The following is a 24,627-nucleotide window of genomic DNA, read 5'->3' on the forward strand; positions in this document are numbered from 1 at the left end:
AGCGCCTTTTTTACTACCTAAAATTTACTAAATTGTTATAATCTTTGATTACATAAAGTTGAGTTAGATCAATCATGCTCAATTAATGCGCTTTACGTGCTGAAAATAATAATTAAACACACGGTAAGTGTGTCTAGGAGTCTCTACTTTGAAGCTATTGGATGACAAGCCAATCAAGCCCGCCTCGTTTTTTGATGCGTTAATTCCTATCTCTGTATTAATTTGTTTACTTGGTGCTGCAGTTTACTTATTTGGTGATAACTCTTCGTCAGGCCCTAACCAAATTGCACTTTTATTTGCTACTTTTGCAGCGGCTTTAATTGGGCTTAAAAACGGTTATACATGGAAAAAGTTAGAACAAGCCATGATAGAAGGTATAACGCTTTCGCTTGGCGCTATCCTAATCTTACTTATGGTAGGAGCACTAATTGGCACTTGGCTACTTTCTGGAACTGTACCGACTTTAATTTATTATGGCTTGCAAGTTATAAACCCAAGTTGGTTTTATGCAGCGAGTTGTTTAATTTGTGGCATTGTAGCTATGAGTATTGGTAGTTCTTGGACTACTGCCGCTACGATAGGTGTTGCTTTATTAGGCGTTGCAACGGGTCTTGGACTTGAACAAACAGTTACAGCAGGCGCTGTTATATCTGGCGCGTACTTTGGTGATAAGCTAAGCCCGCTGTCTGAAACAACCAACTTAGCGCCAGCAGTTGTAGGCGCTGATTTATTTGAGCATATTCAACATATGCTGTGGACGACAGTACCTAGTTTTGTAATTGCACTGATTATATTTATATTCATGGGCTTTAACGCAACTGCTTCAAGCGAAGCGGGGCGTATTGATGAAATAACGGCTATTTTACAGCAAAACTTTAATATTGGTTTTGAAATGCTAATCCCGCTAATTGTACTTTTAGTTTTAGCGATTAAAAAAATGCCAGCCTTTCCTGCTATCTCTATCGGTGCTGTTGTGGGCGCTGTTTGGGCCATGTTGTTTCAATCTGATTTAATTGCTAGCCAAATTGATGTTTCTCAAGGGCAGCTAGTTGGCTACTTTAAGCTTGTTTGGACGACGTTTTTTGATGGTTTTAGCATAAGTACAGGCGATGACAAAATGGACTCCCTACTCAGTGGTGGCGGTATGTCCGGAATGCTTACAACCACATGGCTTATTATGACTGCACTGATGTTTGGTGCCATTATGGAAAAAACAGGCCTTTTGGATGTTTTTGTTAAAAGCATACTTAAAATAGCTAAAAGTACGGGATCGTTAATTGCGGCAACAATAGCAACGTGTATTGGTACTAACGTGATAGCGGCCGATCAATATATTGCAATTGTTGTACCTGGTCGTATGTTTAAAGATGAATATGAAAAACGTGGTTTGAAGCCTGTTAACTTATCTCGTACATTGGAAGATGGCGGTACAATTACCAGCCCACTAATTCCATGGAACACGTGTGGCGCATATATGCAAAGCGTTTTACTAATAAATCCTTTTGATTATGCACTCTACGCTTTCTTTAACTTAATTAACCCTGTTTTAGCGGTGGTTTATGCCTACTTGGGCATTAAAATTTTACGTATTAAGCCAAAACAATCCGCCTAATTTTAAACAGCTCCTTTAACTTAAAAGGAGCTGTTTTGGAGTATCTATGACTGAATCAAGTAAACCTCAAGCACAATATCTTAAAGACTATAAAGCTCCTGATTTTTTAATTGACCACACAGAGCTAACCTTTGACTTACAGCCATTATCAACCAAAGTAAGCTCTTTGCTAACGCTTACGCGTGTTGGTGATAAAAAAGCACCTTTAGTGCTTGATGGTATTGATTTACGCTTACTGTCTTTATCTATTGATACGGTTGATATAACTGATTATGAAATTATTGGCGAGCAGCTAATAATTAATAACCTACCGGATAGTTGCCAATTAAGTATTGTGACCGAGATATCGCCTGAGACGAATACTTCTTTAGAGGGTTTGTATTTATCTGGCGGTGCGTATTGTACACAGTGTGAAGCGCAGGGTTTTAGAAAGATCACCTATTACATGGATCGCCCTGATGTACTTGCCACGTTTGATGTAACTATTATTGCCGATAAAAAGTATCTACAACTTCTTTCTAATGGTAATCAAGTAGACAGTGGTGAAACACAAGATGGTCGTCATTTTGTGAAATGGCAAGACCCATTTAAAAAGCCGAGCTATTTATTTGCACTTGTAGCGGGCGATTTTGATGTTTTAAAAGATACGTACATGACTAAAAGCGGCAGAGATGTAGAATTAGCATTGTTTGTTGATAAAGGTAATTTATCTAAAACACCCCATGCTATTGCCTCACTCAAAAAGGCAATGCAGTGGGATGAAGAACGCTTTAATTTAGAGTATGACCTTGATATTTATATGATTGTAGCCGTCGATTTTTTCAACATGGGCGCGATGGAAAATAAAGGGCTAAACGTTTTTAATAGTAAATGCGTATTAGCTAATCAAGAAACAGCCACAGATAAAGACTACCATACGATTGAATCCATTGTAGGGCATGAGTACTTTCATAACTGGACAGGTAACCGAGTTACTTGTAGAGATTGGTTTCAGTTATCTCTAAAAGAAGGGTTAACTGTATTTAGAGACCAAGAGTTTAGTAGTGATTTAGGATCTCGTGCACTTAACCGAATTGATGCGGTTAAAGTTATGCGTACGCATCAGTTTAGCGAAGATGCAGGCCCTATGGCTCACCCAATTCGCCCTGAGAAAGTTATTGAAATGAATAACTTTTATACAGTAACTGTATACGATAAAGGTGCTGAAGTTATTCGAATGATGCACACATTACTGGGTGAAACTAACTTTCAAAAAGGGATGACGCTTTACTTTGAGCGCCACGATGGGCAAGCAGTTACATGTGATGACTTTGTAAGTGCGATGAGCGATGCATCAGGTGTTGATTTAGAGCAATTTAAACAATGGTACAGCCAATCAGGTACACCGCGTTTAAATGCAATTCAAGAATTTGATAGCAGCTCAAATACATACACTTTGACAATCGAGCAAACAGCACCGGCTAATCAGCCAGAGAATAAACCGCTTCATATACCTTTTGCTATTGAACTACTTGATGCCAATGGGCAAAGTATTGCTCTGCAATATAAAGGTAAAAAGCTAGATCATGTACTTGATGTAACAAATACGACTCAAACATTTAGCTTTGACAATATTTTAGAAAAGCCTGTTGCGGTTTTACTCGAAGACTTTTCTGCACCTTGTATTTTAAACCAGCAAACAACAGAGCCCGAACTATTGCATATTATGCGTTTTGCGCGCAGTGATTTTTCACGTTGGGATGCACAACAGCAGCTATTCATTAAGGCGATTAAATCTCAAATCACCGATGCAACGAATAGCGTATTAAGCAGCGAAATTATAAATGCGCTACGTGTACTTATAAACACCAAAGAGGGCGATTTAGCTTTAATTGCAGAGCTGTTTAAATTACCGAGTTTTGACACGTTAGCTGCTGAATTTGATGTAATACCTGTAGATGACATTATTGAAATAACAGAAAAGTTTGAGCAACAAATTGCTGATGAACTTGCTGATGAGCTGCTTAGTTGTTACGAATCTCTTGAAGATGATGGCAGTATAAGTGCAAGCGCTGTTGCGAATCGTGCTTTAAAGCAAATATGTCTGCACTACCTTGCTAAAACACAAAGTCCAGAAGCTGTAACCTTTATTAAAGAAGCTGCAAGCTCGACTAATATGACTAATGTACTTGGTGCCCTAAGCGCTGTGGTAAAAGCTTCACACCCTGTTAGAAATGAGCTTTTGAGTCATTTTGATAGTCAGTGGCGTCATGATGTTTTAGTCATGGATAAGTGGTTTGCACTGCAAGCTATGCAATCAGGCAGTACTGCTATAGATGATATTAAGGCACTTTACGAACACCCGTGTTTTGATTTTTCAAATCCTAACCGTGTACGTGCACTTGTAGGAAGTTTTAGCCACTTTAATACAGCACAATTTCATCGAGCAGATGCTCAAGGCTATGCGTTATTAGGTGATTTATTAATAAAACTTAATGCAATTAATCCACAAAATGCATCTCGTATGCTAACACCGTTTATGTCGTGGAAGCGTTACGATGATGTTCGCTCACAAGCAATGAAACTGCAATTAAAACGCTTAGCCAATCTAGATGGGCTAAGCACTGACTTGTATGAAAAGGTTGAGAAAGCACTCGCATAAATGATTGAGTATTATTTTACCCTAAGATTGAGCTATAACGAGTGCATGGATTACTACCATGGCCGTTTTAGCTCTTTACAAGTTGTAGAGGATGGCGGTAAAACGATTCGTTTTGCTGCTACGCATTTGAGGCCCTTCATTTCAAGCTTAGGTGTACGTGGCCGTTTTAGACTCTTATTAACCCCCGAAAACAAGTTCATCCGCCTAGAGCGAGTGGCCTGACACTCGATTTTTATGTTATATATACATAAAAATATTGTATTTTTGTTAATTTCAATTTGTCCTATTGTTAAATTACGTGTATAAATTATCTGGTACGACGTCTTACTAATACGTAAGCGTCAACCAGAATAAAAAGTATATAACAGATTAGAGCGAGTATTTGTAATTTCACTGATTCGCTTCTATCGTTATGATTACACTAAAAACAATAACTTGATCACACAAAATGACCCGCGACAGGGGGGAACCAAAATGATAAGAAGATCGCTTTTTGTTAAAAATAGAATCGCTATAGGTTTAGCAGCCGCTAGTTTAGGTTTATCTGCAGCAAGTACACAAGCTGTAACATTTGAAGCTGGAGGTTTTGATATTACCTTCGATTCAACCTTTTCATATGGGCAAAGTGTTCGCGTAGAAGACAGAGACTTTAACCTAATTGGTAAAAGTAATAATCCAGCATTTGATTGGACAGGATACAACCCAGCGCTAAACAACACTATTTACTCATCTCAAGATGTATGGGCTCAACCTGGGTCTTATTCAAATAACGGTGATGCGGGTAATTTAAATTTTGATAGTGGTGACTCCTTCTCAAAACTATTGAAGGGCACACACGACCTTTCAATAAATAAAGATAACTACGGTTTGTTCACTCGCTTCATGTATTTTTATGACTTTGCGTTGATGGATGGAAATCATGCATATTCAAATCCTACATCAGGGCAGGGTGTTGATCCATGTGACGATAAAGACACCAAAGCACAAAGTTGTGCCGACATACGTTTATTAGACGCGTTTGTATGGGCCGATTTTGATTTTAATGATGGTAATAACCCTTTATCTGTCCGTTTAGGCCAGCAAGTAGTTAACTGGGGTGAAAGTACGCTTATATCTCATGGTATTAACGTAAACCCAGTTGATATAGATCGATTAAAAGCACCTGGCGCTGAGCTAAAAGAAGCATTTATACCAATCGGTATGCTTTGGGCATCGCTCGGAATTACTGAGAATATTACGCTTGAAGGTTTCTACCAATATCAATGGCAAGAAACACGTTTACCAGCAGCAGGTACATACTTTTCTACTAATGACTTTGCAGCAGAAAATGGTTATCAGCAGAATGTTCAATTAGGCTTTACGTCTAATCCTGATATTGATGTTGCTTTTTTAACGGATAGTTTAAATAACCTAACATCTGATTTTGCATTAGCAGCAGCTGCTCGAGGTATTGATCCTTCAAGTGCTGAAGGAAGCGCTTTATTAGCTCAAATGTATCTTGCTTACCCAACTAAGGTTGCGTTAAAAGGTAAAGGAGATAATGGTAAAAATGAACCTGAAGATGGCGGACAGTACGGTTTACGTTTAGGTATATTTTTACCTGAATTTAATGATACTGAAATTGCGTTATACCACGTGAATTACCATAGTCGTCGTCCACTTATATCTGGTCGTGTATCAAACTTTTCACAGGCAGCAATTGCTCGAGATTTAGCAATGATCATGACAACAGAAATCACGTCAGATAATGTTGCTGATTTAGCCGCTTTCTCAAAAGCTGAAAATGACTATCCTGAAGATATTAAACTATATGGTTTAAGTTTTAACACGACTATTGGTGAAACAGCCTTTGCAGGTGAATTTGCGTTTCGCCAAGATGAACCACTGCAAATTGATGATGTAGAGTTACTTTATACAGCTATGCCTGAGCAGTTAGCTCTTGCAGGTCTTCGTCCTGATTTTGCAGGTATTTCGCAAATGAGTTTTGGCGATGATATTAGTTCTGTTGGTGCGGGTGAAGTTGCTCAAGGCTATATTGAACGTGATACATCGCAAATTCAATTTACGGCTACTCACTTATTTGGTCCTTCATTAGGTGCTGATAGTTGGGCTGTTGTTGGTGAAGTGGGTGCTGTGAAAATTCATAACATGCCAGACTATGACGAAACGCGTTTGAATGTATCCGGTACTGGCCGTAGTGGCACAATTACAGGCCCTGGTACTACTGATTACTCAACATTGCAACTTGGTTTATCAAACGGCGCTGAAGAAAAATCATTTGCTACTGCGTCTTCTTGGGGTTACCGCTTAATTGCTAAAGGTGATTATTTTAACTTTTACAAAGGTATTAACTTCTCTCCACGTTTTGTATTTTCACATGACGTAAATGGTAATACACCAGATCCTATGTTCTTATTTATTGAAGACCGTAAATCTTTAGGTGCAACCATGAACTTTAACTACCAAAATGCGTGGTCACTTGATGTGAGCTATAACTCGTTTTGGGGCGGCGGCGATATTAATACTTTCTCAGATCGCGATTACGTTTCTTTTAACTTAAAATATTCTATTTAGGGGTAACATTATTATGATTAAAAAACCTACCCTCATCGCTACAGCTTTTTGTAGCTTGTTTGCAAGCAGCGCAGCTTTAGCTAAATTAAACGCTGATGAAGTTGCTCAATTAGGTCAAAACTTAACGCCAATGGGCGCAGAAAAAGCAGCTAATGCTGATGGCTCTATTCCAGCATGGAATAATGGCATTACTTCTGCACCAGCAGGTTATGAAGCTGGTATGCATCACCTTGACCCATTTACAGCTGATAAAGTGCTTTTCACTATTGATAAAAGTAATATTGAAAAGTACAAAGCTAATTTAAGTCCGGGTCAAATCGCTTTATTTGAAGCATATCCAGACACATTTAAAATGCCAGTGTATGAAACACGCCGTTCTGCGTCTTACCCTCAGTTTGTATATGATGCGACTAAAAAGTTTGCACCAACTGCGGAATTAATTGAAGGCGGTAACGGTATTAAAAATACGGCGATTGGTATTCCTTTCCCTATTCCTAAAACGGGTTTAGAGGCAATTTGGAATCACTTATTACGTTACCGTGGCCAGTCTATTGAGCGTTTTGGTGGTCAAGCTGCACCGACTGCATCTGGTTCTTATAACTATGTTGGCTTTGATGAGCAGTTATTAGTTAAATACTCAGACCCTAGTGCAACACCAGCAGAGCTGCAAGACTCAAATATTTTGTTTAAGTTTAAACAAAGCGTTACAGAACCAGCTCGTTTAGCGGGTACTGCATTATTAGTTCATGAAACAATGGATCAAATATTAACGCCGCGCCAAGCATGGACTTATAACTCGGGACAACGTCGTGTTCGTCGTGCACCTAATGTTGCATATGATGCACCAGGCACAGCTGCAGATAGCCTGCGTACTACCGATGATTTTGATATGTTTAATGGCTCGCCAAATCGTTACAACTGGACACTAAAAGGCAAGCAAGAGTTATATATACCTTACAACAGCTATAAACTTCATAGTGATAAGCTAGAGTACGATGATATTTTAATGCCTGGCCATATTAATCCAGAGCATACACGTTACGAAAAACACCGTGTTTGGGTTGTTGAAGCTAACTTAAAAGATGATACACGTCATATCTATAAAAAACGTGTGTTTTACATCGATGAAGATAGCTGGCAAGTACAGGTTACTGATATTTATGATAACCGCGACCAACTTTATCGTGTAGCAATGGCTTATGGCCTTAACTACTACGAAGTACCTACACAGTGGAGTACGCTTGAGGTTTATCATGATTTGAATTCTCGTCGTTATTTAGCAATTGGTTTAGATAATCAAGAAAAAATGTACGATTTTTCACAGTCATTTAACGATAACGAATTTACTTCAAGCGCTTTACGTCGCGCAGGTAGATAGTATTAAACTAGGCACTTAACAATTTGTTAAGTGCCTTTTCCTTTCTCATCGCGTTTGTCTTACAGCGCGCAACGCTTTCCCCAGTAAAAAGACAAACAACTCTCTCGTACAAGGCGATTAAAATTTATGAAGTATTTGGTATATGCCAGCCTGATAATAAGCGGTGCGAGTGTTGCACAAGAAGCCCCTAACAATGCAATCAGTGCAACAAATGCAGCTAAAACCTTACTCACCGACATAACCAACACGGGCAATGGTCTAATTGCAGTAGGTAAACACGGTACTGTTATTAAAAGTATCTCGGGTGATAAATGGCAACAAGCTGAGCTAGTCCCAACTCAAGTGCTATTAACTGCCGTTGATTTTAGTAATGAAAATAATGGATGGGCGTGTGGCCACGATGCAACAATAATAAATACTACTGACGGTGGTGTTAATTGGCAACTACAACAAGCACAACCAAAATTAGACAAACCATGTTTAGATATTCTATTTGAAGATGATTTAAAAGGTTTTGCAGTGGGCGCATATGGTATGTTTTATCAAACCACCGATGGTGGTAAACATTGGCAAAAACGCTTTTTAGATTCGCTATTATTTAGTGATGATCGTGATTACTTGAACGATTTAAAAGAAAATGATCCTGAAGGATACGAAGCCGAAACTGCTTCAATTTTACCGCACTTTAATCGAATCGAAAAAACAGATAATGGTTTAATGCTGGTTGGTGAGATGGGCTTGATGGCCAGAAGCATTGATGATGGTCAAACTTGGCAAAGGATAGAAGAAATTTATCCTGGTTCATTCTTTGCAGTTGCATCAGATAGCACGCAAGAAATTGTGGCAGGGCTTCGAGGTAATGTTTTTGCAAAGCAAAATGGTGAACAGCAGTGGCAGCATTTCGAAAATGTAAAAACAGCGACGATTAACAACATTATTAATTATAATAACAAACAATGGCTTATGCTTGCCAATAGTGGCGTTATTTTTCATCTTCAAGATGGGTTACTCACCCATGAGCAGCTTGCTGACGGTAAAGCGATTCTTGATGGTGTAATTTTAGATAACAGGCTGATTATGGCTACAGAAGATGGCATTAAAGTGAAGGAGTTAACCCCTTAATGCATAAACTACTCGATTTTATTGAAAAGGCGATTTTTAGACATCGCTTAATTATGCTTATAAGTTTTGCACTTATAACTTGTTTACTTGTATTCAAAGCGACTCAAATTCAATTAGATGCATCGTTTAATAAAAATATCCCGTTAAACCACGATTATATGAAAGTGTATACCAAGCATGAAAAGCAGTTTGGTGGTGCAAACAGTATTTTGATTTCAGTGTGTGATGATAGTGGTGATATATTTAATCCAGAGTTCTTTACCCAATTAAAAGCGGTTCACGATCAGCTTTATTTCATTCCTGGCGTAAATCGTCCATTAGTTAACTCAATATTTTCACCCAGTGCTCGTTTTGTTGAAGTAGTGGAGGATGGCTTTGCCGGTGGCCCAATTATTCCTGCTAACTTTAAAGCAGATAAGCGTGGTTTAGGTGTAGTAAAGGAAAACATTGAAAAAGCAAAAGTTGTAGGACGTATGATTGCCAGCGATTATTCGTGTGCAATGGTAACTGCTCAACTTTTAGAAACTGATCCTCAAACACAACAAAAATTAGACACATTAGCTTTTGCACAAAAGCTAGAAAGTGATTTAAGAGAGCCTTTAAGTACAGACAAAGTAAGTATTCATATTATTGGCTTTGCAAAAATGGCTGGTGATATAGCTGAAGGTGCAAAAGGGGTGGTTGTATTTTTTGCCATTGCTATCGCCTTTACTTTTATTATGGTTTGGCTGTTTTGTGGCAGTTTAAAGCTGACTATTTTGCCTATCGCATGTTCCATTATTGCTGTTATTTGGCAATTAGGCCTGCTTTCAAGTTTAGGTTTTGGCCTTGACCCTATGTCTATTTTGGTACCGTTTTTAGTATTTGCTATTGGTGTAAGCCATGGTGTGCAGATGATAAATGCGATTGGTAAAAAAGTAGGTGAAGGTAAAACAACACGTATTTGTTGTCAGTCAAGTTTTAGGGCTTTATTAGTGCCAGGCGGTATTGCACTGCTTTCAGACACCGTAGGCTTCTTAACATTACTTACCATCGATATTGGTATTATCCGTGAACTTGCCATTACAGCGAGTTTAGGTGTAGCAGTAATTATATTTACTAATTTAATCTTATTGCCAGTTTGGGCTTCGTACATGAACTTTGAAAATAGTGTACATATTCAATCTGGTGATGCAGCAAAACCAAACATGCTCGATAAAATCCGCGACTTACTTGTTAAAGCGACTGATCCTAAAGTAGCTAAAATGATTATTGGTTTTACACTTGTTTTATTTGCTTTAGGTTACTGGCAAGCAGATAAAATGCGTATAGGTGACTTACATGCAGGCGCGCCATCACTGCATCAAGATGCCCGTTATAATCAAGACACGTTTTTAATATCAGACAAGTACACTATCTCGTCTGATATCTTAAAGGTAATTGTAGAAGCGTATCCTGCAGCATGTACTGAGCATGATGTGATGGAGCGTATAAGCCGTTTTCAATACAAAGTAGAGAATGTAGCAGGTGTGCAGTCTGCTGTAAGTTTGAGCTCTGTAGCTCAATCGGTTAACGCAGGCTACAACGAAGGCAATTTGAAATGGCAAAGCTTGCCACGAAATTCAGCAAGTTTAGTACAGTCAACGTCTCGAGTTGAAACTAGTACAGGTTTACTTAACGGTGATTGTTCAGTTATGCCAGTGATTATATTTTTAGATGATCATAAAGCACAAACTATCGATACTGTAATTAAGAGTGTTAAGCAATTTGCGCAAGAAGAGGGCACTGATAAATTAGCATTTAAATTAGCGTCAGGACCTGTTGGCGTAATGGCCGCGACTAATGAGTCAGTTGCAGAAGCGCAAATACCAATGATGCTTTATGTTTATGGTGCCGTTATCATTTTATGTTTAATGAGCTTTAGAAGCGTAAAAGCAACGATTGCTGTGGTATTGCCGCTTTATATCGTATCAACACTTGCACAAGCACTTATGGTGCAATTAGAAATAGGCTTAACCGTTTCTACTTTGCCAGTTATTGCTCTAGGTGTAGGTATTGGGGTCGATTACGGCATTTATATACTGTCGTCGATGATGGGGCAGCTTAAGCAAAATGTACCATTAAGTGTTGCTTATCGAAATGCGCTTGTTGAACGTGGCAGTGCGGTTCTATTTACCGGTATTACACTTGCGATTGGTGTGAGTACGTGGATATTCTCAGATCTTAAATTCCAAGTTGATATGGGTATACTGTTAACCTTCATGTTTTTAGTAAATATGTTAGGTGCAGTGTTGTTATTACCCGCTATTGGTAGCCTTCTCTGGACCGACCAGAAAAAATAATGTGAATAATTTTGCTCCTAAATGGCCTGTAAAGGCCATTTATATCTACAATTTGTGAATAGATGACCAAATAGCTGAAATGGTTAAAATGTTTTCATCGAAAGGGCTGTTTATTAACTGTAAAAGGGTTAGAATTTGGTTGACTCCACGCTAATGAATAGCTGTACAAATTCCTGCTCCTGAGCAGTAATAGATTAAGGAACATACAATGACACGAAATGAAGGCCAAGCCTCGGTTATCCTAGATAATGTCTGTAAGCTGATCCAGAAAAAAGTTCGCGCTGATAATGTGTTACTCGTTGAGAAATTCGCCAAAGCCTTGTACAGCAATATGTCTAAAGAGGATTTGGCAAACCGCAACGATAGTGACCTATATGGCGCAGCATTAAGCCTTTGGAACTCGCTAGAAAAAAATACTACCGACGACGCTGTTATCCGCGTTTTCAACCCTGAAGTGGCAAAAGATGGCTGGCAGTCATCACATACAATCGTAGAGATTATTACTAAAGACATGCCGTTTTTAGTTGATTCTGTTCGTATGGCCATGACTCGTGAAAATATCGCCTCTCACTTATTACTTCACTGCCCATTAAAAATTCAGCGCGATGAAAACGCTAAAATTTCTGGATTATCAAATTTAAAAGCAGAGCAAGAATCCTCATCTACTAAAACAGTATTTTTTATTGAAATTGACCGTCAAACAGATTCTTCTGTGATTGAGTCTTTCAAGAAAGAGTTAGAGTCGGTTCTTGTTGATGTATCAGTTGCTGTTGATGATTGGCAGCCAATTCGTAAAAAATTGATTGCAGTAACCAAAGAGTTACCTAAACGTCATCATAATAAAACGACAGAAGAAGTTTCAGAAACAACTGAGTTTTTAGATTGGTTAGCGAAAGATAATTTTACCCTAATGGGTTACCGTGAATATGAGCTAAGCCCAGTTCAAGGTGATTACCAATTAAAAGGTAAAATGGAATCAAGCCTTGGCTTGATGAAAAACTCTACTGAAGAACACACACGATTATTATCAGAATTACCAGAAGTTGCTCGCCAAGAAGCCCGCAGCAGCAATCTACTGATCTTGACAAAAACAAACTCTGTTTCTCGCGTTCACCGTCCAGCTTACATTGATTACGTAGGTATTAAGCGTTTTGACGATGAAGGCAATGTAATTGGTGAAGACCGCTTTATTGGTTTGTTCTCATCAAGCTTTTACAATAACAGTGCTACTGATGTGCCTGTTTTAAAAAGTAAAATCAACCGCATTATGGAAATGTGTGATTTTGCTAAAGGTACACACGCTTACAAAGCTGTTTTAAATATTTTAGAAACCTACCCACGTGATGAGCTAGTTCAAGCGCGCGAAAGTGAGCTACTTGAAGTTGCTATGGGTGTTTTACAAGTACAAGAGCGCGATATGTGTCGCTTGTTTGTACGTAAAGATGCGTATGGTCGCTTTTTATCTTGCATGGTTTATGTTCCTCGCGAACGCTATAACACGGCTCTTCGTCGTGAAACGCAAGATATATTAGCTAATGCATTTAATTCTGACGATAAAGTCGAATTTACTACTTATTTCTCTGAGTCAACACTGGCGCGTACTCATTACACCGTTCGTGTGACCGACAACAAGATCGAATATAACGTGAAAGACATCGAAAACAATTTAGTAGAAGCTGCACGTACGTGGGAAGATAAACTTCAATCTGCACTTTTAGAGTCTGCGGGTGAAGCACGTGGTAACGATTTAAATCGTAAATACTGTAATGCGTTTGCACGCTCATACAAAGACGAAGTGCTTCCAAGTGCAGCGGTTGTTGATATCGAAAAGTTAGAACTACTTAGCGATGAAAACAAGCTAGAAATGCTGTTCTACCGTCCTCAAGAAGAAGCAAACAGTAATATTGTACGATTAAGCTTATTCCATAAAGATGAGCCAATTCACTTATCTGATGTTATGCCAATGCTTGAAAACTTTGGCCTTCGAGTTGTTGGTGAAACACCATATTCAGTTAAAACCAGTGATGGTCGTATTAATTGGATTATGGACTTCTCTATGCTTATTGATAGCAAAGGGATGGCAGATTTTGATAAAATTTCAGCACGTTTTCGTGCTGCATTAACAAACGTTTGGGGCAACCGCCTTGAAAATGATGGTTTTAACCGTTTAGTGTTAATAGGTGGCCTAACAGGCCGTGAAGCCTCTATTTTACGCGCTTACGCTAAGTACATGCGCCAAATTGGTGTAACGTTCTCTCAAACTTACATTGAGAGCACATTTGCTAACTATCCAAATATTGCTGCGCAAATTGTTAATTTATTTGCTAAAAAGTTCTCGGTTAAAAACCCTGCAAGTGCTAAAACACTTGAAAAGTTAAGTACGCAAATTTACTTAGAACTCGAAAATGTAGCAAACCTTGATGATGACCGTATTATACGTTTATACGTAGATATGATTGTTGCTACGCTACGTACTAACTATTTCCAAAAAGACGATGCAGGTCAGTTTAAGTCTTATGTTTCGTTTAAAATACAGCCTAGTTTAATTCCGGATGTACCGCTTCCTCTTCCTGCGTTTGAGATTTTTGTATACTCTCCGCGCGTTGAAGGTGTGCATTTACGTTACGGTAAAGTAGCGCGTGGTGGACTGCGTTGGTCTGACCGTCGTGAAGATTTCCGTACTGAAGTACTTGGCCTAGTTAAAGCACAACAAGTTAAAAATACAGTAATTGTGCCAGTTGGTTCTAAAGGTGGTTTTGTATGTAAACAACTACCTAGTGAGCGCGAAGCGTTTATCAAAGAAGGCCAAGAGTGTTACAAAATCTTTATCCGTGGTCTTTTAGATATTACAGATAACATAGAGCGCGGTGAAGTAGTGCCAGCTCGTGATGTTGTTCGCCACGATGAAGATGATGCTTACTTAGTAGTTGCAGCCGATAAAGGTACCGCGACTTTCTCTGATATCGCAAACGGCATTGCTAATGAATACAATTTCTGGTTAGGTGATGCATTCGCATCAGGTGGCTCGGTTGGTTACGATCACAAGAAAATGGGTATTACAGCTAAAGGTGCATGGGAATCAGTTAAACGTCATTTCCGTGAAATGGACATCGATTGTCAAACGACTGACTTTACAGCAGTGGCAATTGGCGATATGGCGGGTGACGTATTTGGTAATGGTATGTTGTTATCTAAGCATATTCGTTTACAAGTTGCCTTTAACCATATGCACATTTTTGTTGATCCAAACCCAGATGCTGCTACTTCTTACCCTGAGCGCGAACGTTTATTCAATATGCCGCGTTCATCGTGGGATGATTATAACAAAGAGTTAATTTCTGCCGGTGGTGGTGTTTTCTCTCGTGCAGCTAAATCAATTACGCTTAGCCCTGAAATGAAAAAAATGTTGGGCACTAAAAAAGCGAGTATGACGCCAAACGAATTAATAAAAGCATCGTTAATGATGGAGTTTGATTTACTGTGGAATGGCGGTATCGGAACGTATATCAAAAACTCTAAAGAAACTGATGCCGATGTAGGGGACCGTGCAAACGATGCGCTACGTATTAATGGTAAAGATCTGGGCGCTAAAGTTTTAGGTGAAGGCGGAAACTTAGGTGTAACTCAATTAGGTCGCGTTGAGTTTGCTAGTAAAGGTGGCCGCGTAAACACGGACTTTATTGATAATGTTGGTGGTGTTGCGTGTTCTGACAACGAAGTAAATATAAAGATTTTACTTAATGGCCTAGTAGCTGAAGGTGATTTAACGCGTAAGCAACGTGATGAGCTACTTTACTCAATGACTGATGAAGTATCTCAATTAGTATTAAAGGACTGTTACCGCCAAACTCATACTATTTCAATTACACAATCTAAGGGCACTTCGACGCTTAAAGAGAAGATTCGTTTCATCCATGCTCTTGAAAAAGATGGTAAATTAAACCGTGCTATCGAGTTTATTCCAAGTGATGAAGAGTTGGCAGAGCGCGCAGCAGCGGGTAAAGATTTGACCCGTCCTGAGCTTTCAGTGCTTGTTTCGTACGCTAAAATGGTATTAAAAGAGTCTTTAGTAAGTGATGAAATTACTGAAAACCCGTATTATCGTCAATTGCTTGTCAAGTCGTTTCCACGGCCATTGCGTGAGAAATTTAATGATGCGATGAATAATCATCCGCTTCGTAAAGAAATTATTGCAACTAAGCTCGCTAACAGCATCGTTAACGATATGGGCTTAAACTTCATGGTACGTATGCATGAAGAAACTGGTGCTAATGAAGCTGAGATTGCAATGTGTTACTCAATTGCTAGCGAAATATTTGAAATGCGCGATACATGGTCTTCTATTAGTGCACTTGATAATAAAATACCAGCAGCAGTTCAGACCGAAATGCTTTACCAACTTCGTCGTACTGTTCGCCGTGCAACACGTTGGTTCTTACGTCATCGCAATAAGTCTCAAACGATTGAACAGGGAATTGAATTCTTCGCTCCAACGTTTAAAGATTTAAGCGATAATTTAAATACGTACATGATTGAAAAAGAAAATGACCGCATTGTAATTGAAGCTAATAAGTTAATTGATGCGGGCGTTCCAGCAGATATCGCTAATCGTATTGTCTCGTTATCAAGCTTATTTTCTGTGATGGATTTAGCAGAAGTTGCTAATAGTTCAGGTAGAAATATTTCAATGGTATCGAATACTTACTTTAAACTAGGTGCGCGAATGGGACTGCATTGGTTCTTAGAGCAAATAACTAAGCAACCAGTAGCAAATCATTGGCAAGCACTTGCTCGTTCATCTTATCGTGAAGAGCTTGATTGGCAACAACGTACATTGTCTGAAGTTGTATTAAATAGCTTTGAAGGTGATGAAAGCGATGTTGATAGTCAAATAGATGAGTGGATGGATAGCCAAGATTTATTACTTCAACGTTGGAAACAAATGTTGGCTGAGTTTAAAACATCACAAAGCCATGACTTTGCTAAGTTCTCAGTTGCACTGCGTGAACTAATGCTACTAAGTCATAATTGCAATACATCAGGAAAATAATTTAGCTTTAATCAGTTATTTGTTTAGTAAATAAATAACTGATTGTTAAAATTGTTATACAATACCTCAGCCTTGTCTGAGGTATTTTTTTGTCTGAAATTTAAAAAGAGGATTATATTGATGTTTTATGATTTAGCTCGCCGTTTTATGTTTACCCGTGATGCGGAGTGGGCGCATGAGTTTGCACTTAATAATCTTCGTCGTTTTGCTAATACGCCTCTAAATATAGCTTGGTCACAAAGTGTTTCAGATAAACCCGTAAACTTTTTAGGTCTTGAATTTAAAAATCCAGTAGGGCTTGCCGCTGGCCTGGATAAAAATGCAGAATGTATAGATGCATTTAGCCAAATGGGATTTGGTTTTATTGAAGTTGGAACGGTTACACCGCGTCCTCAAGTTGGTAATGACAAGCCACGTATTTTTAGACTTCCAGAGTCAAACGCAATTATTAACCGTATGGGTTTTAATAATAAAGGTGTTGATAATTTAGTCGAAAATGTAAAAGCAGCAAAGTACAGTGGCATACTCGGTATCAATATTGGTAAAAATAAAGATACACCTAACGAGCAAGGTAAAGATGACTATATTCATTGTATGCGTAAAGTATTTGAGCATGCCTCATACATTACGGTAAATATTTCATCACCAAATACCCCAGGGCTTCGTGATTTACAATATGGTGCTGCACTTGACGATTTGTTGCAAAGTCTTAAAAATGAACAGCTAGATTTAATTGCAAAGCATAATAAGCAAGTCCCTATGCTTGTAAAAATTGCACCGGATCTCGATCAAATACAAATAGAGCAAGTAAGTGAGTCACTTTTAAATAATAAAATTGATGGTGTAATTGCTACAAACACAACGCTTGAACGAGCTGCAGTCATAGGCCAACAATATGCAGAAGAGGCCGGCGGTTTATCAGGTCACCCTGTTAGAATGCGCTCTACAGAGGTAGTAAGTGAACTAAAACGCTTAACACAAGGTAAGCTACCAATCATCGGAGTCGGCGGTATTGATGATGCTACATCTGCAAAAGAAAAGTTAGATGCAGGCGCAAATTTAGTTCAGGTTTATACTGGGTTCATCTACAAAGGTCCACAATTGGTAAAGTCGATCGTTAACGGCTTATAAGGATCAGTTATCTAAGCTTTTGATCGTTAGCTAAATGTTCTAAGCAAACATTTTAAAAGTGGTCAAAAGCGGTTATACTCAGAGCAATAATTATTCAACATACCCAAGGAGGAGTAAATGTTACAAGCATCAAAGCAATGGCAGTGGATTACTTGTCCTGATAAAAATCGTTTGTTACTTGATTTAAATGACGACATGCAATTATGCACGCCTTATAAATTAAGACAGCTCACCGATTCTGTTTTTAAAAATCCACGTTTTAGTCTCGAAGATGCTGCATTTTACGAACAAGTTTATAATTATCTGGATGGATTTGAATTGTGGTCTGCGGCTCAAATTTGTCAAATATCATTAAATGCAACTGCTGTTAAGTATCACTTAAAACCCGTTTTAGCAAAAAGTTGGTTTTTTGAAGAATATACCGGGACAGAGCCAAGTGTAGAAGCAATAGTAAAATTAACATCTAAAGCGCAGTCAGGTGATTTTTTAATTGTAGAGCATTGTCCTGATGCATCTATTTGTTTGAATTTAAGTGAAACTTTTAAATTAGACGAAAACTTATCTTTAGCGCAATTTGAAGTAATCCGTATTTTGAATAATCGAGTACACCCCATCCTAAATCAGCAATATCAAAGTCAAACCGCCTAACCAAATTTAAGTCTTAAGCGTGTCTTTATGGCGTGTTTGTCGCCCAACCTATGTTATAATCCTGCGCAATTAGCTATTAAGGGTTATTACTTTGCAATTTATCGCACTTACTTCTATCGGAATCGAAAATTTATTGGTTGATGAACTAACAGAGCTTGGCGCAACCGTGTCTAAGCAAACTGTTGGTTCTGTTCGTTTTGAGGCTGACTCATTACTTGCGCAAAAGGTTTGTTTATCAACTCGTTTTGCAACGCGTGTGCTTATGCTTATTGAAGAAAAAGAAGGCGTAGATGACAAAAATAGCCTGTATAATTTTGCGCGCTCGCAACCTTGGCAAGAATGGTTTGGACCTACGCAAACATTCGCTGTCGACTTCAACGGTACCAATGACTCATTAAAAAACACGCAATTTTCGGGTCTTGTAATCAAAGATGCGATTGTTGACTATTTTAATGATTTATACGAGCAACGTCCTAACGTTGATAAGCAAGATGCTAACGTGCGCGTAGTTGCACGATTAAATCGTTACGGCGTATCGATGTATATTGACTATTCAGGTCCTCGTTTGTCAGAACGTGGTTACCGCCAAGGCCAAGGTAAAGCGCCAATTAAAGAGCACTTAGCTGCTGCATTAATTAAGCGAAGTGGCTGGCTTGAAAATGTAAAACAGCCTTTATTCGATCCATGTTGTGGTGCGGGTACTATTTTGATAGAAGCTGCCGGTATGGCGCGAAACGAAGCGCCAGGATTATTCCGTGAAGGTTTTGCTTTTGAGCGTTTACCCAGTTTTAGAGCCGCTAAGTTTAAAGAGCTTAAAGAAGAGTTACTCGCTAATATTACTGATCCTAAATTGTGGTTAATTGGCCACGATTACGATGAGCAAGTATTAAGTAAAGCAATTGATAATGCTAAACGAGCCGAGCTTGACGACGTGATTAAGTTTAAGCAAAGTGATGCAACTAAACTTACAGCTGTTGCAAAATTACCGGGTGTTGTAATTTCAAACTTACCTTATGGTGAGCGTATTGGCTCTATGGCTGAGCTTGTTGATTTACACCGTAATTTAGGCGTTGGCTTTAAAAAGCACTTCAATCACTGGAAACTTGCCTTATTGGGTATGGACGAGAGCTTATTTAAACTTTTAAAACTTGTGCGCCTTAAGCGTTATAAATTTAAAAATGGCCCGCTTGATGTAGAACTTAACTTATATCAATTAGATGATAAGCAAGTAAGTTTGACCACAGATGACAAAAAAGCACTCAATTTTGAAGGGTCAACGTCATTTGCAAATAGATTGAAAAAGAATAAACAAGGCTTAAAAAACTGGCTTAAACAAAATAAAATAGATGCTTATCGCGTCTATGAAGCGGATATCCCTGAATACAATGTTGCTGTAGATATTTATGGCGACTCTGCTGTAATTTTTGAATATGCAGCGCCTAAAGAAATTGATGAAAAAACATCAGAAAAACGCCTGCAAGACGTAATAAGTTTAACGGCTCAACAGCTTGAGATTTCACCTGAAAACATTGCTGTAAAAGTACGTAAAAAGCAGAAGGGCGAAGATCAATACACCGCTATGTCTAAACAAAACCGTACTATGGTTGTTGAAGAGTTTGGTGCTAAGTTCAAAGTTAATTTATTTGACTACTTAGACACAGGCTTGTTTTTAGATCATCGCTTAATGCGCCGTTATATTCAAGAAAATGCTAAAGATAAACGTTTCTTAAACCTTTTTGCATACACAGGTACAGCTTCTGTACATGCTGCTCTTGGTGGTGCTAAAGCCATTACTACAGTCGATTTATCAAAGACCTACTTAAAATGGGGCCAAGATAACTTTGATTTAAATGGTATTAGTAATACACGATACCGTTTTGAACAAGCTGATTGTTTAAAATGGTTAGAGCACGCGACAGCACAATATGATTTGATATTTTTAGATCCTCCAACGTTTTCAAACTCAAAACGTATGAAAGACGCGTTTGATGTACAGAGCGATCACATTAAATTATTAACGTGGGTTAAAAAGATTTTAAGCCCATCAGGTACCTTAATTTTCTCTAATAACAAACGTGGCTTTGTGATAGATGAAGTTGGTCTGATTGGTTTAGGTTTAAAAGCCATTAATATTTCAGATAAAACATTATCACCAGACTTTAAACGTAATAAAAAAATCCATAATAGCTGGTTAATCACACATGGCTAAATGGGTTTTATACCACACTGATGGTTGCCACTTGTGCGAGCAAGCTGAGCAACTTATCACTGAGGTACTTTGTGATACTAGTGAGTTATTACTAATCGATATTATGACTGATGAGCAGCTTATAGCTGAGTATCAAATTACGATTCCTGTATTAAAAAGTGAAAAAGGCGAGCAATTATTTTGGCCTTTTACTTTACACACTGTGCGCGAATTTTTAGCACAAGCAGAATAAGAGCAAATAAGAACTATGGATTTAATTAGAATTTTAAAAGCACAACTTGCTTTTGGTACGCATGCTTTGCTTAACAAAGCAGATGCCGTTATAGAAAGTGGCGAAAGAGTGTGTGTTGTTGGTCGAAATGGCGCGGGTAAGTCAACTCTATTAAAAGTGCTTGATGGCGAAGTTGTATTAGATGATGGTGAAATAAATCAGCTAGGCGGGATTAGAATCTCTCGTTTAGAACAAGATCCACCAAAAGGCGCAAATGGCACAGTATTTGATTATGTTGCGCAAGGTATGCCTGAGATTGCAAACTTACTAATTGATTTTCATCATGTAAGTAATGAGTTGCAAACAGTGTGTACTGATAAGTTATTAAACAAGCTTGAACGTTTATCAAATCAACTAGAAGCGGCTGATGGCTGGCGCTTTGATAGTCGAATTCAATTAGTGCTAACACAATTAGAATTAACGCCAGAAGCTAAACTTGAGTCTCTTTCTGGTGGTTGGTTACGTAAAGTAGCACTTGCACGTGCACTTGTTAGTGAGCCTGATTTATTATTGCTTGATGAGCCAACAAACCATTTAGACATGGCAAGCGTCATGTGGCTTGAGCAATTTTTAAAAGAGTTTAAAGGCGGAATCGTATTTATATCGCATGACCGTGCGTTTATTCGCGCTGTTGCTACGCGTATTTTAGATTTAGACCGTGGTAAGCTTATTTCGTACCCTGGTGATTACGCTACGTACTTAGAGCAAAAAGCCCATGATTTAAAAGTAGAAGAAAGCCAAAATGCATTGTTCGATAAGCGTTTAGCCGAAGAAGAAACATGGATCCGCCAAGGTGTTAAAGCGCGTAGAACGCGTAACGAAGGACGTGTTAGAGAGTTAAAACAGCTTCGTACAGAGCGTAAGCAACGTGTTGATCAAGTTGGTAAAACTGATTTCAATATTGAAACAGCAGATCGCTCTGGTAAGTTAGTATTTGAAGCTCAACATCTTTGTCATGCATTTAAAGACAAAGTTATTGCTGATGATTTTTCTACACTGGTAATGCGCGGTGACAGAATTGGCCTTGTAGGTCCAAATGGTATTGGTAAAACAACACTGTTAAAGCTGATGTTCGGTGATTTAGAACCCGATAGCGGCATAACTAAACAAGGTGTTAATTTAGAGTTTGCTTACTTTGATCAATATCGTGAAAAGCTTGATGAAGAAGCAACCGTGCAAGATAACGTTGCAGAGGGTAAACAAGAAGTGATGATGGGCGGTCGCTCGCGTCATGTTTTAGGTTATTTACAAGACTTCTTATTCCCGCCTGCACGAGCTCGTACACCGGTAAAAGCACTCTCTGGTGGTGAAAAAAATAGACTATTGTTAGCTAAACTGTTTTTAAAACCATCTAATATCCTTGTTCTCGATGAGCCAACAAATGACTTGGACATTGAAACTTTAGAATTACTAGAGGACATCATTAATCAATATCAAGGTACAGTGCTTATTGTAAGCCATGACCGAGAATTTATTGATAATACATGTTCAAGTGTATGGGCGTTTGAAGGTAATGGTAAAGTAACAGATATCGTAGGTGGTTATAGCGATTATGAGGCTTACGTTAACTATTTAGCTGAACAAGAAAAAAAAACTCAGCAGCAACCAGTAAAAAAAGTTGAAAAAGTAGTCGCTCCAATTGCTAAACCAGCAGCTAAGACAAATAAACTCTCTTACAAATTAAAACTTGAATTAGAGCAACTACCGAATAAAATGGAAAAACTAGAAGCTGAAATTGAAGCTCAACAAGCTGTAGTTAGTGACTCAGACTTTTTTAAACAAGAGAGTGATGTAACAACTAAAGCATTGAACCATTTAGCACAACTTGAGTCTGACCTTGAAGCTGCCCTTGAGCGCTGGGAAGAACTTGAAGAATTACAGAATCAGTAGTAAGGACTAAAATGAAATATAAATTACTCGCTGCTAGTATTTTAGCGACATTAAGCACTACAGCAACAAGTGCAACGTACCAGTTAAGTGAATTAGGGACTCTTGAAGACGCTAAATATTCTTATGTAACAGATGTAAGCGAAAGCGGGCATATCATTGGTTTCGCAAATGGTTTATACAATTTACCTATTGATATCAGCTATATAGATTTTACTGAAAGTATTATTGAGAATAGCTACGATAATACAGAGGCTGCATTTGAATTAAGCGATAAAGAAATTACCTTTACACTTGATGACATTGAAAATAATGATGCTGTACTCACTAATGCTGATGCGCATACTTTCATGGTTAGTTTTTTATCTTCAATTTCTACAAATTTTGAATATCAGAAATTAAGCTCATTAGTTGGTATAAAGTACAATGATACACAAGTTACAGAGCAACCAATATTTGATGTTGAATCTGTTGACTATGATGGTCTAACACGTTCTACGACTAACCTTTTTAATGCTGTAAGTGAAGACGGCGTTACGGTTGGTTGGGGTAATGCACCATACGATAAGGTTTCATTTACACCTGATGGCGATGATGAAGCAGAAACATGGTTTACTCATGAATTTATAGAGCGTGGGATTGTAATAAGCGCTGATGGCATGATCAAAGTTCCATTAGAACCAGAGTTTAATGAATACGGCGGCACAAGTCGTGCTAACGATATAGTCAAAACAAATAGTGGTTACACTGTTGTAGGTAATATCTCTACAAGTATTCCTGATGACAGACAAGATAATATTGATGATAACTGTGATAATGAAGACGAACCAACGTCAGTATGTATCAATTTATTAAACTCTAATATTTCACGAGGTTTATTTAATAAACGTGCTGTTAAATGGGAACTTGACGAATCACTGAATGTTATTTCTGTTAAAGAGCTTGGTTTAGCGCTTACACCTGATGAAGGTGAAACTGAAGATGACGCTTTTACAAGTACTGCTTTAGCAGTAAATAGTAATGGTACAATTGTAGGTTCATCGAATACGCGTTATTACAAAAATGACGATACGATTCTTACAATGCCAGTTTACTTTAAAGATGGTGCAGTTATTGATTTTATTGATCAAGAAGATGACTGGCAGGCAGGTAAGTCAGTTGCTATAAATGATAATGATGTAATTACAGGTTATGCAACTAAGCGTATTGAAGGTACGCTTCGTAACAAGTTCTTCTATCATGATATAGCAACCGGTAATACTGTATTTCCAAATGATTATTTTTCAAGCTCAAGCTCTTACGGCAACGATATAAATAATCAAGGCTATATTGTTGGTGAAGGTGAAGTGGGGGTTTCTGATAACACACGTCGTAAAGAAGCGTTTATTTATAAAATTGGTGAAGATAAAATCACTAATTTAAACGATTTACTGCCTTGCTTTGATACTGATGGTGAAACTGACTACGCGTACACAATGGCCGAAGCCACATCTATTAACGAAAATAATGAAATATTTGGTACTGCGACTAAGACAGTTGAAAAGCTAGATTCTTTAGGTGGTGTAGTAACTGATGTTAATGGTGAAATTGAATATGAGAGCATTGCAGTTGCAGTTAAACTAACGCCAATCGCAAATGGTGAAGTAGAAAACTGTGCTCCACCAGAGGCTGAAGTCTATGAGCGCAACTCTGCTAGCTTCCCTTGGTATACACTATTGTTATTACCACTCGTTGGCTTAAGACGTGTATTTCGTTTTTAAAGTTTACAAATATTGATTATAAA

Annotated in this window: 14 protein-coding genes; all 14 read left to right on the top strand. The window is 38.2% G+C overall.

The features are described 5' to 3' along the window. Positions 1 to 148 precede the first annotated feature (148 nt). The 14 genes from nhaC (at position 149) to GQR54_RS06040 (ending at position 24,604) form a co-directional block, all read left to right on the top strand. The gene (nhaC, locus tag GQR54_RS05975) at positions 149 to 1,612 is read left to right on the top strand and encodes a Na+/H+ antiporter NhaC (RefSeq protein WP_197150988.1); all 1,464 of its coding nucleotides are present in this window, start codon (positions 149 to 151) and stop codon (positions 1,610 to 1,612) included. A 46-nt stretch (positions 1,613 to 1,658) separates the two neighbouring features. Next, a complete protein-coding gene (pepN, locus tag GQR54_RS05980) occupies positions 1,659 to 4,253 on the top strand; it encodes an aminopeptidase N (protein ID WP_166376832.1) in 2,595 nt (864 codons plus the stop codon). Continuing rightward, positions 4,254 to 4,475: a DUF2835 family protein gene (locus tag GQR54_RS05985; protein WP_010552655.1), complete on the top strand. Its 222-nt coding sequence runs from the start codon at positions 4,254 to 4,256 to the stop codon at positions 4,473 to 4,475. A 252-nt stretch (positions 4,476 to 4,727) separates the two neighbouring features. Continuing rightward, positions 4,728 to 6,827: a DUF1302 domain-containing protein gene (locus GQR54_RS05990; protein WP_166376833.1), complete on the top strand. Its 2,100-nt coding sequence runs from the start codon at positions 4,728 to 4,730 to the stop codon at positions 6,825 to 6,827. Positions 6,828 to 6,840: 13 nt separating this feature from the next. Continuing rightward, positions 6,841 to 8,205, top strand: coding sequence for a DUF1329 domain-containing protein (locus tag GQR54_RS05995; RefSeq protein WP_024592567.1), 1,365 nt, complete (start codon positions 6,841 to 6,843; stop codon positions 8,203 to 8,205). Positions 8,206 to 8,331: 126 nt separating this feature from the next. Next, the gene (locus GQR54_RS06000; RefSeq protein WP_007586906.1) at positions 8,332 to 9,327 is read left to right on the top strand and encodes a YCF48-related protein; all 996 of its coding nucleotides are present in this window, start codon (positions 8,332 to 8,334) and stop codon (positions 9,325 to 9,327) included. Then, on the top strand, positions 9,327 to 11,648 hold the full coding sequence (locus tag GQR54_RS06005) for an MMPL family transporter (RefSeq protein WP_007586903.1): 2,322 nt from the start codon (positions 9,327 to 9,329) through the stop codon (positions 11,646 to 11,648). Before GQR54_RS06000 ends, GQR54_RS06005 begins: the two co-directional genes overlap by 1 nt. 208 nt (positions 11,649 to 11,856) lie before the next feature. Next, a complete protein-coding gene (locus GQR54_RS06010) occupies positions 11,857 to 16,698 on the top strand; it encodes an NAD-glutamate dehydrogenase (RefSeq protein WP_166376834.1) in 4,842 nt (1,613 codons plus the stop codon). 120 nt (positions 16,699 to 16,818) lie between these two features. Then, a complete protein-coding gene (gene pyrD / locus GQR54_RS06015; RefSeq protein WP_166376835.1) occupies positions 16,819 to 17,829 on the top strand; it encodes a quinone-dependent dihydroorotate dehydrogenase in 1,011 nt (336 codons plus the stop codon). 117 nt (positions 17,830 to 17,946) lie between these two features. Then, the gene (locus GQR54_RS06020) at positions 17,947 to 18,477 is read left to right on the top strand and encodes a cell division protein ZapC (RefSeq protein WP_007586900.1); all 531 of its coding nucleotides are present in this window, start codon (positions 17,947 to 17,949) and stop codon (positions 18,475 to 18,477) included. A gap of 91 nt (positions 18,478 to 18,568) precedes the next feature. Continuing rightward, positions 18,569 to 20,686 (top strand): bifunctional 23S rRNA (guanine(2069)-N(7))-methyltransferase RlmK/23S rRNA (guanine(2445)-N(2))-methyltransferase RlmL, encoded by a 2,118-nt coding sequence (rlmKL, locus tag GQR54_RS06025; RefSeq protein ID WP_007586899.1) that lies wholly within the window; start codon positions 18,569 to 18,571, stop codon positions 20,684 to 20,686. After that, positions 20,679 to 20,918: a glutaredoxin family protein gene (locus tag GQR54_RS06030; protein ID WP_166376836.1), complete on the top strand. Its 240-nt coding sequence runs from the start codon at positions 20,679 to 20,681 to the stop codon at positions 20,916 to 20,918. Before rlmKL ends, GQR54_RS06030 begins: the two co-directional genes overlap by 8 nt. Positions 20,919 to 20,933: 15 nt before the next feature. Next, positions 20,934 to 22,847 carry an ABC transporter ATP-binding protein gene (locus GQR54_RS06035; protein ID WP_166376837.1) on the top strand — a complete coding sequence of 638 codons (1,914 nt, stop codon included), beginning with the start codon at positions 20,934 to 20,936 and terminating at the stop codon, positions 22,845 to 22,847. An 11-nt stretch (positions 22,848 to 22,858) separates the two neighbouring features. Continuing rightward, the gene (locus tag GQR54_RS06040; protein WP_166376838.1) at positions 22,859 to 24,604 is read left to right on the top strand and encodes a DUF3466 family protein; all 1,746 of its coding nucleotides are present in this window, start codon (positions 22,859 to 22,861) and stop codon (positions 24,602 to 24,604) included. The last annotated feature ends 23 nt before the right edge of the window (positions 24,605 to 24,627 follow it).

Origin of the sequence: Pseudoalteromonas sp. Z9A4, assembly GCF_011378845.1 — a bacterium.
GTDB lineage: Bacteria > Pseudomonadota > Gammaproteobacteria > Enterobacterales > Alteromonadaceae > Pseudoalteromonas > Pseudoalteromonas arctica.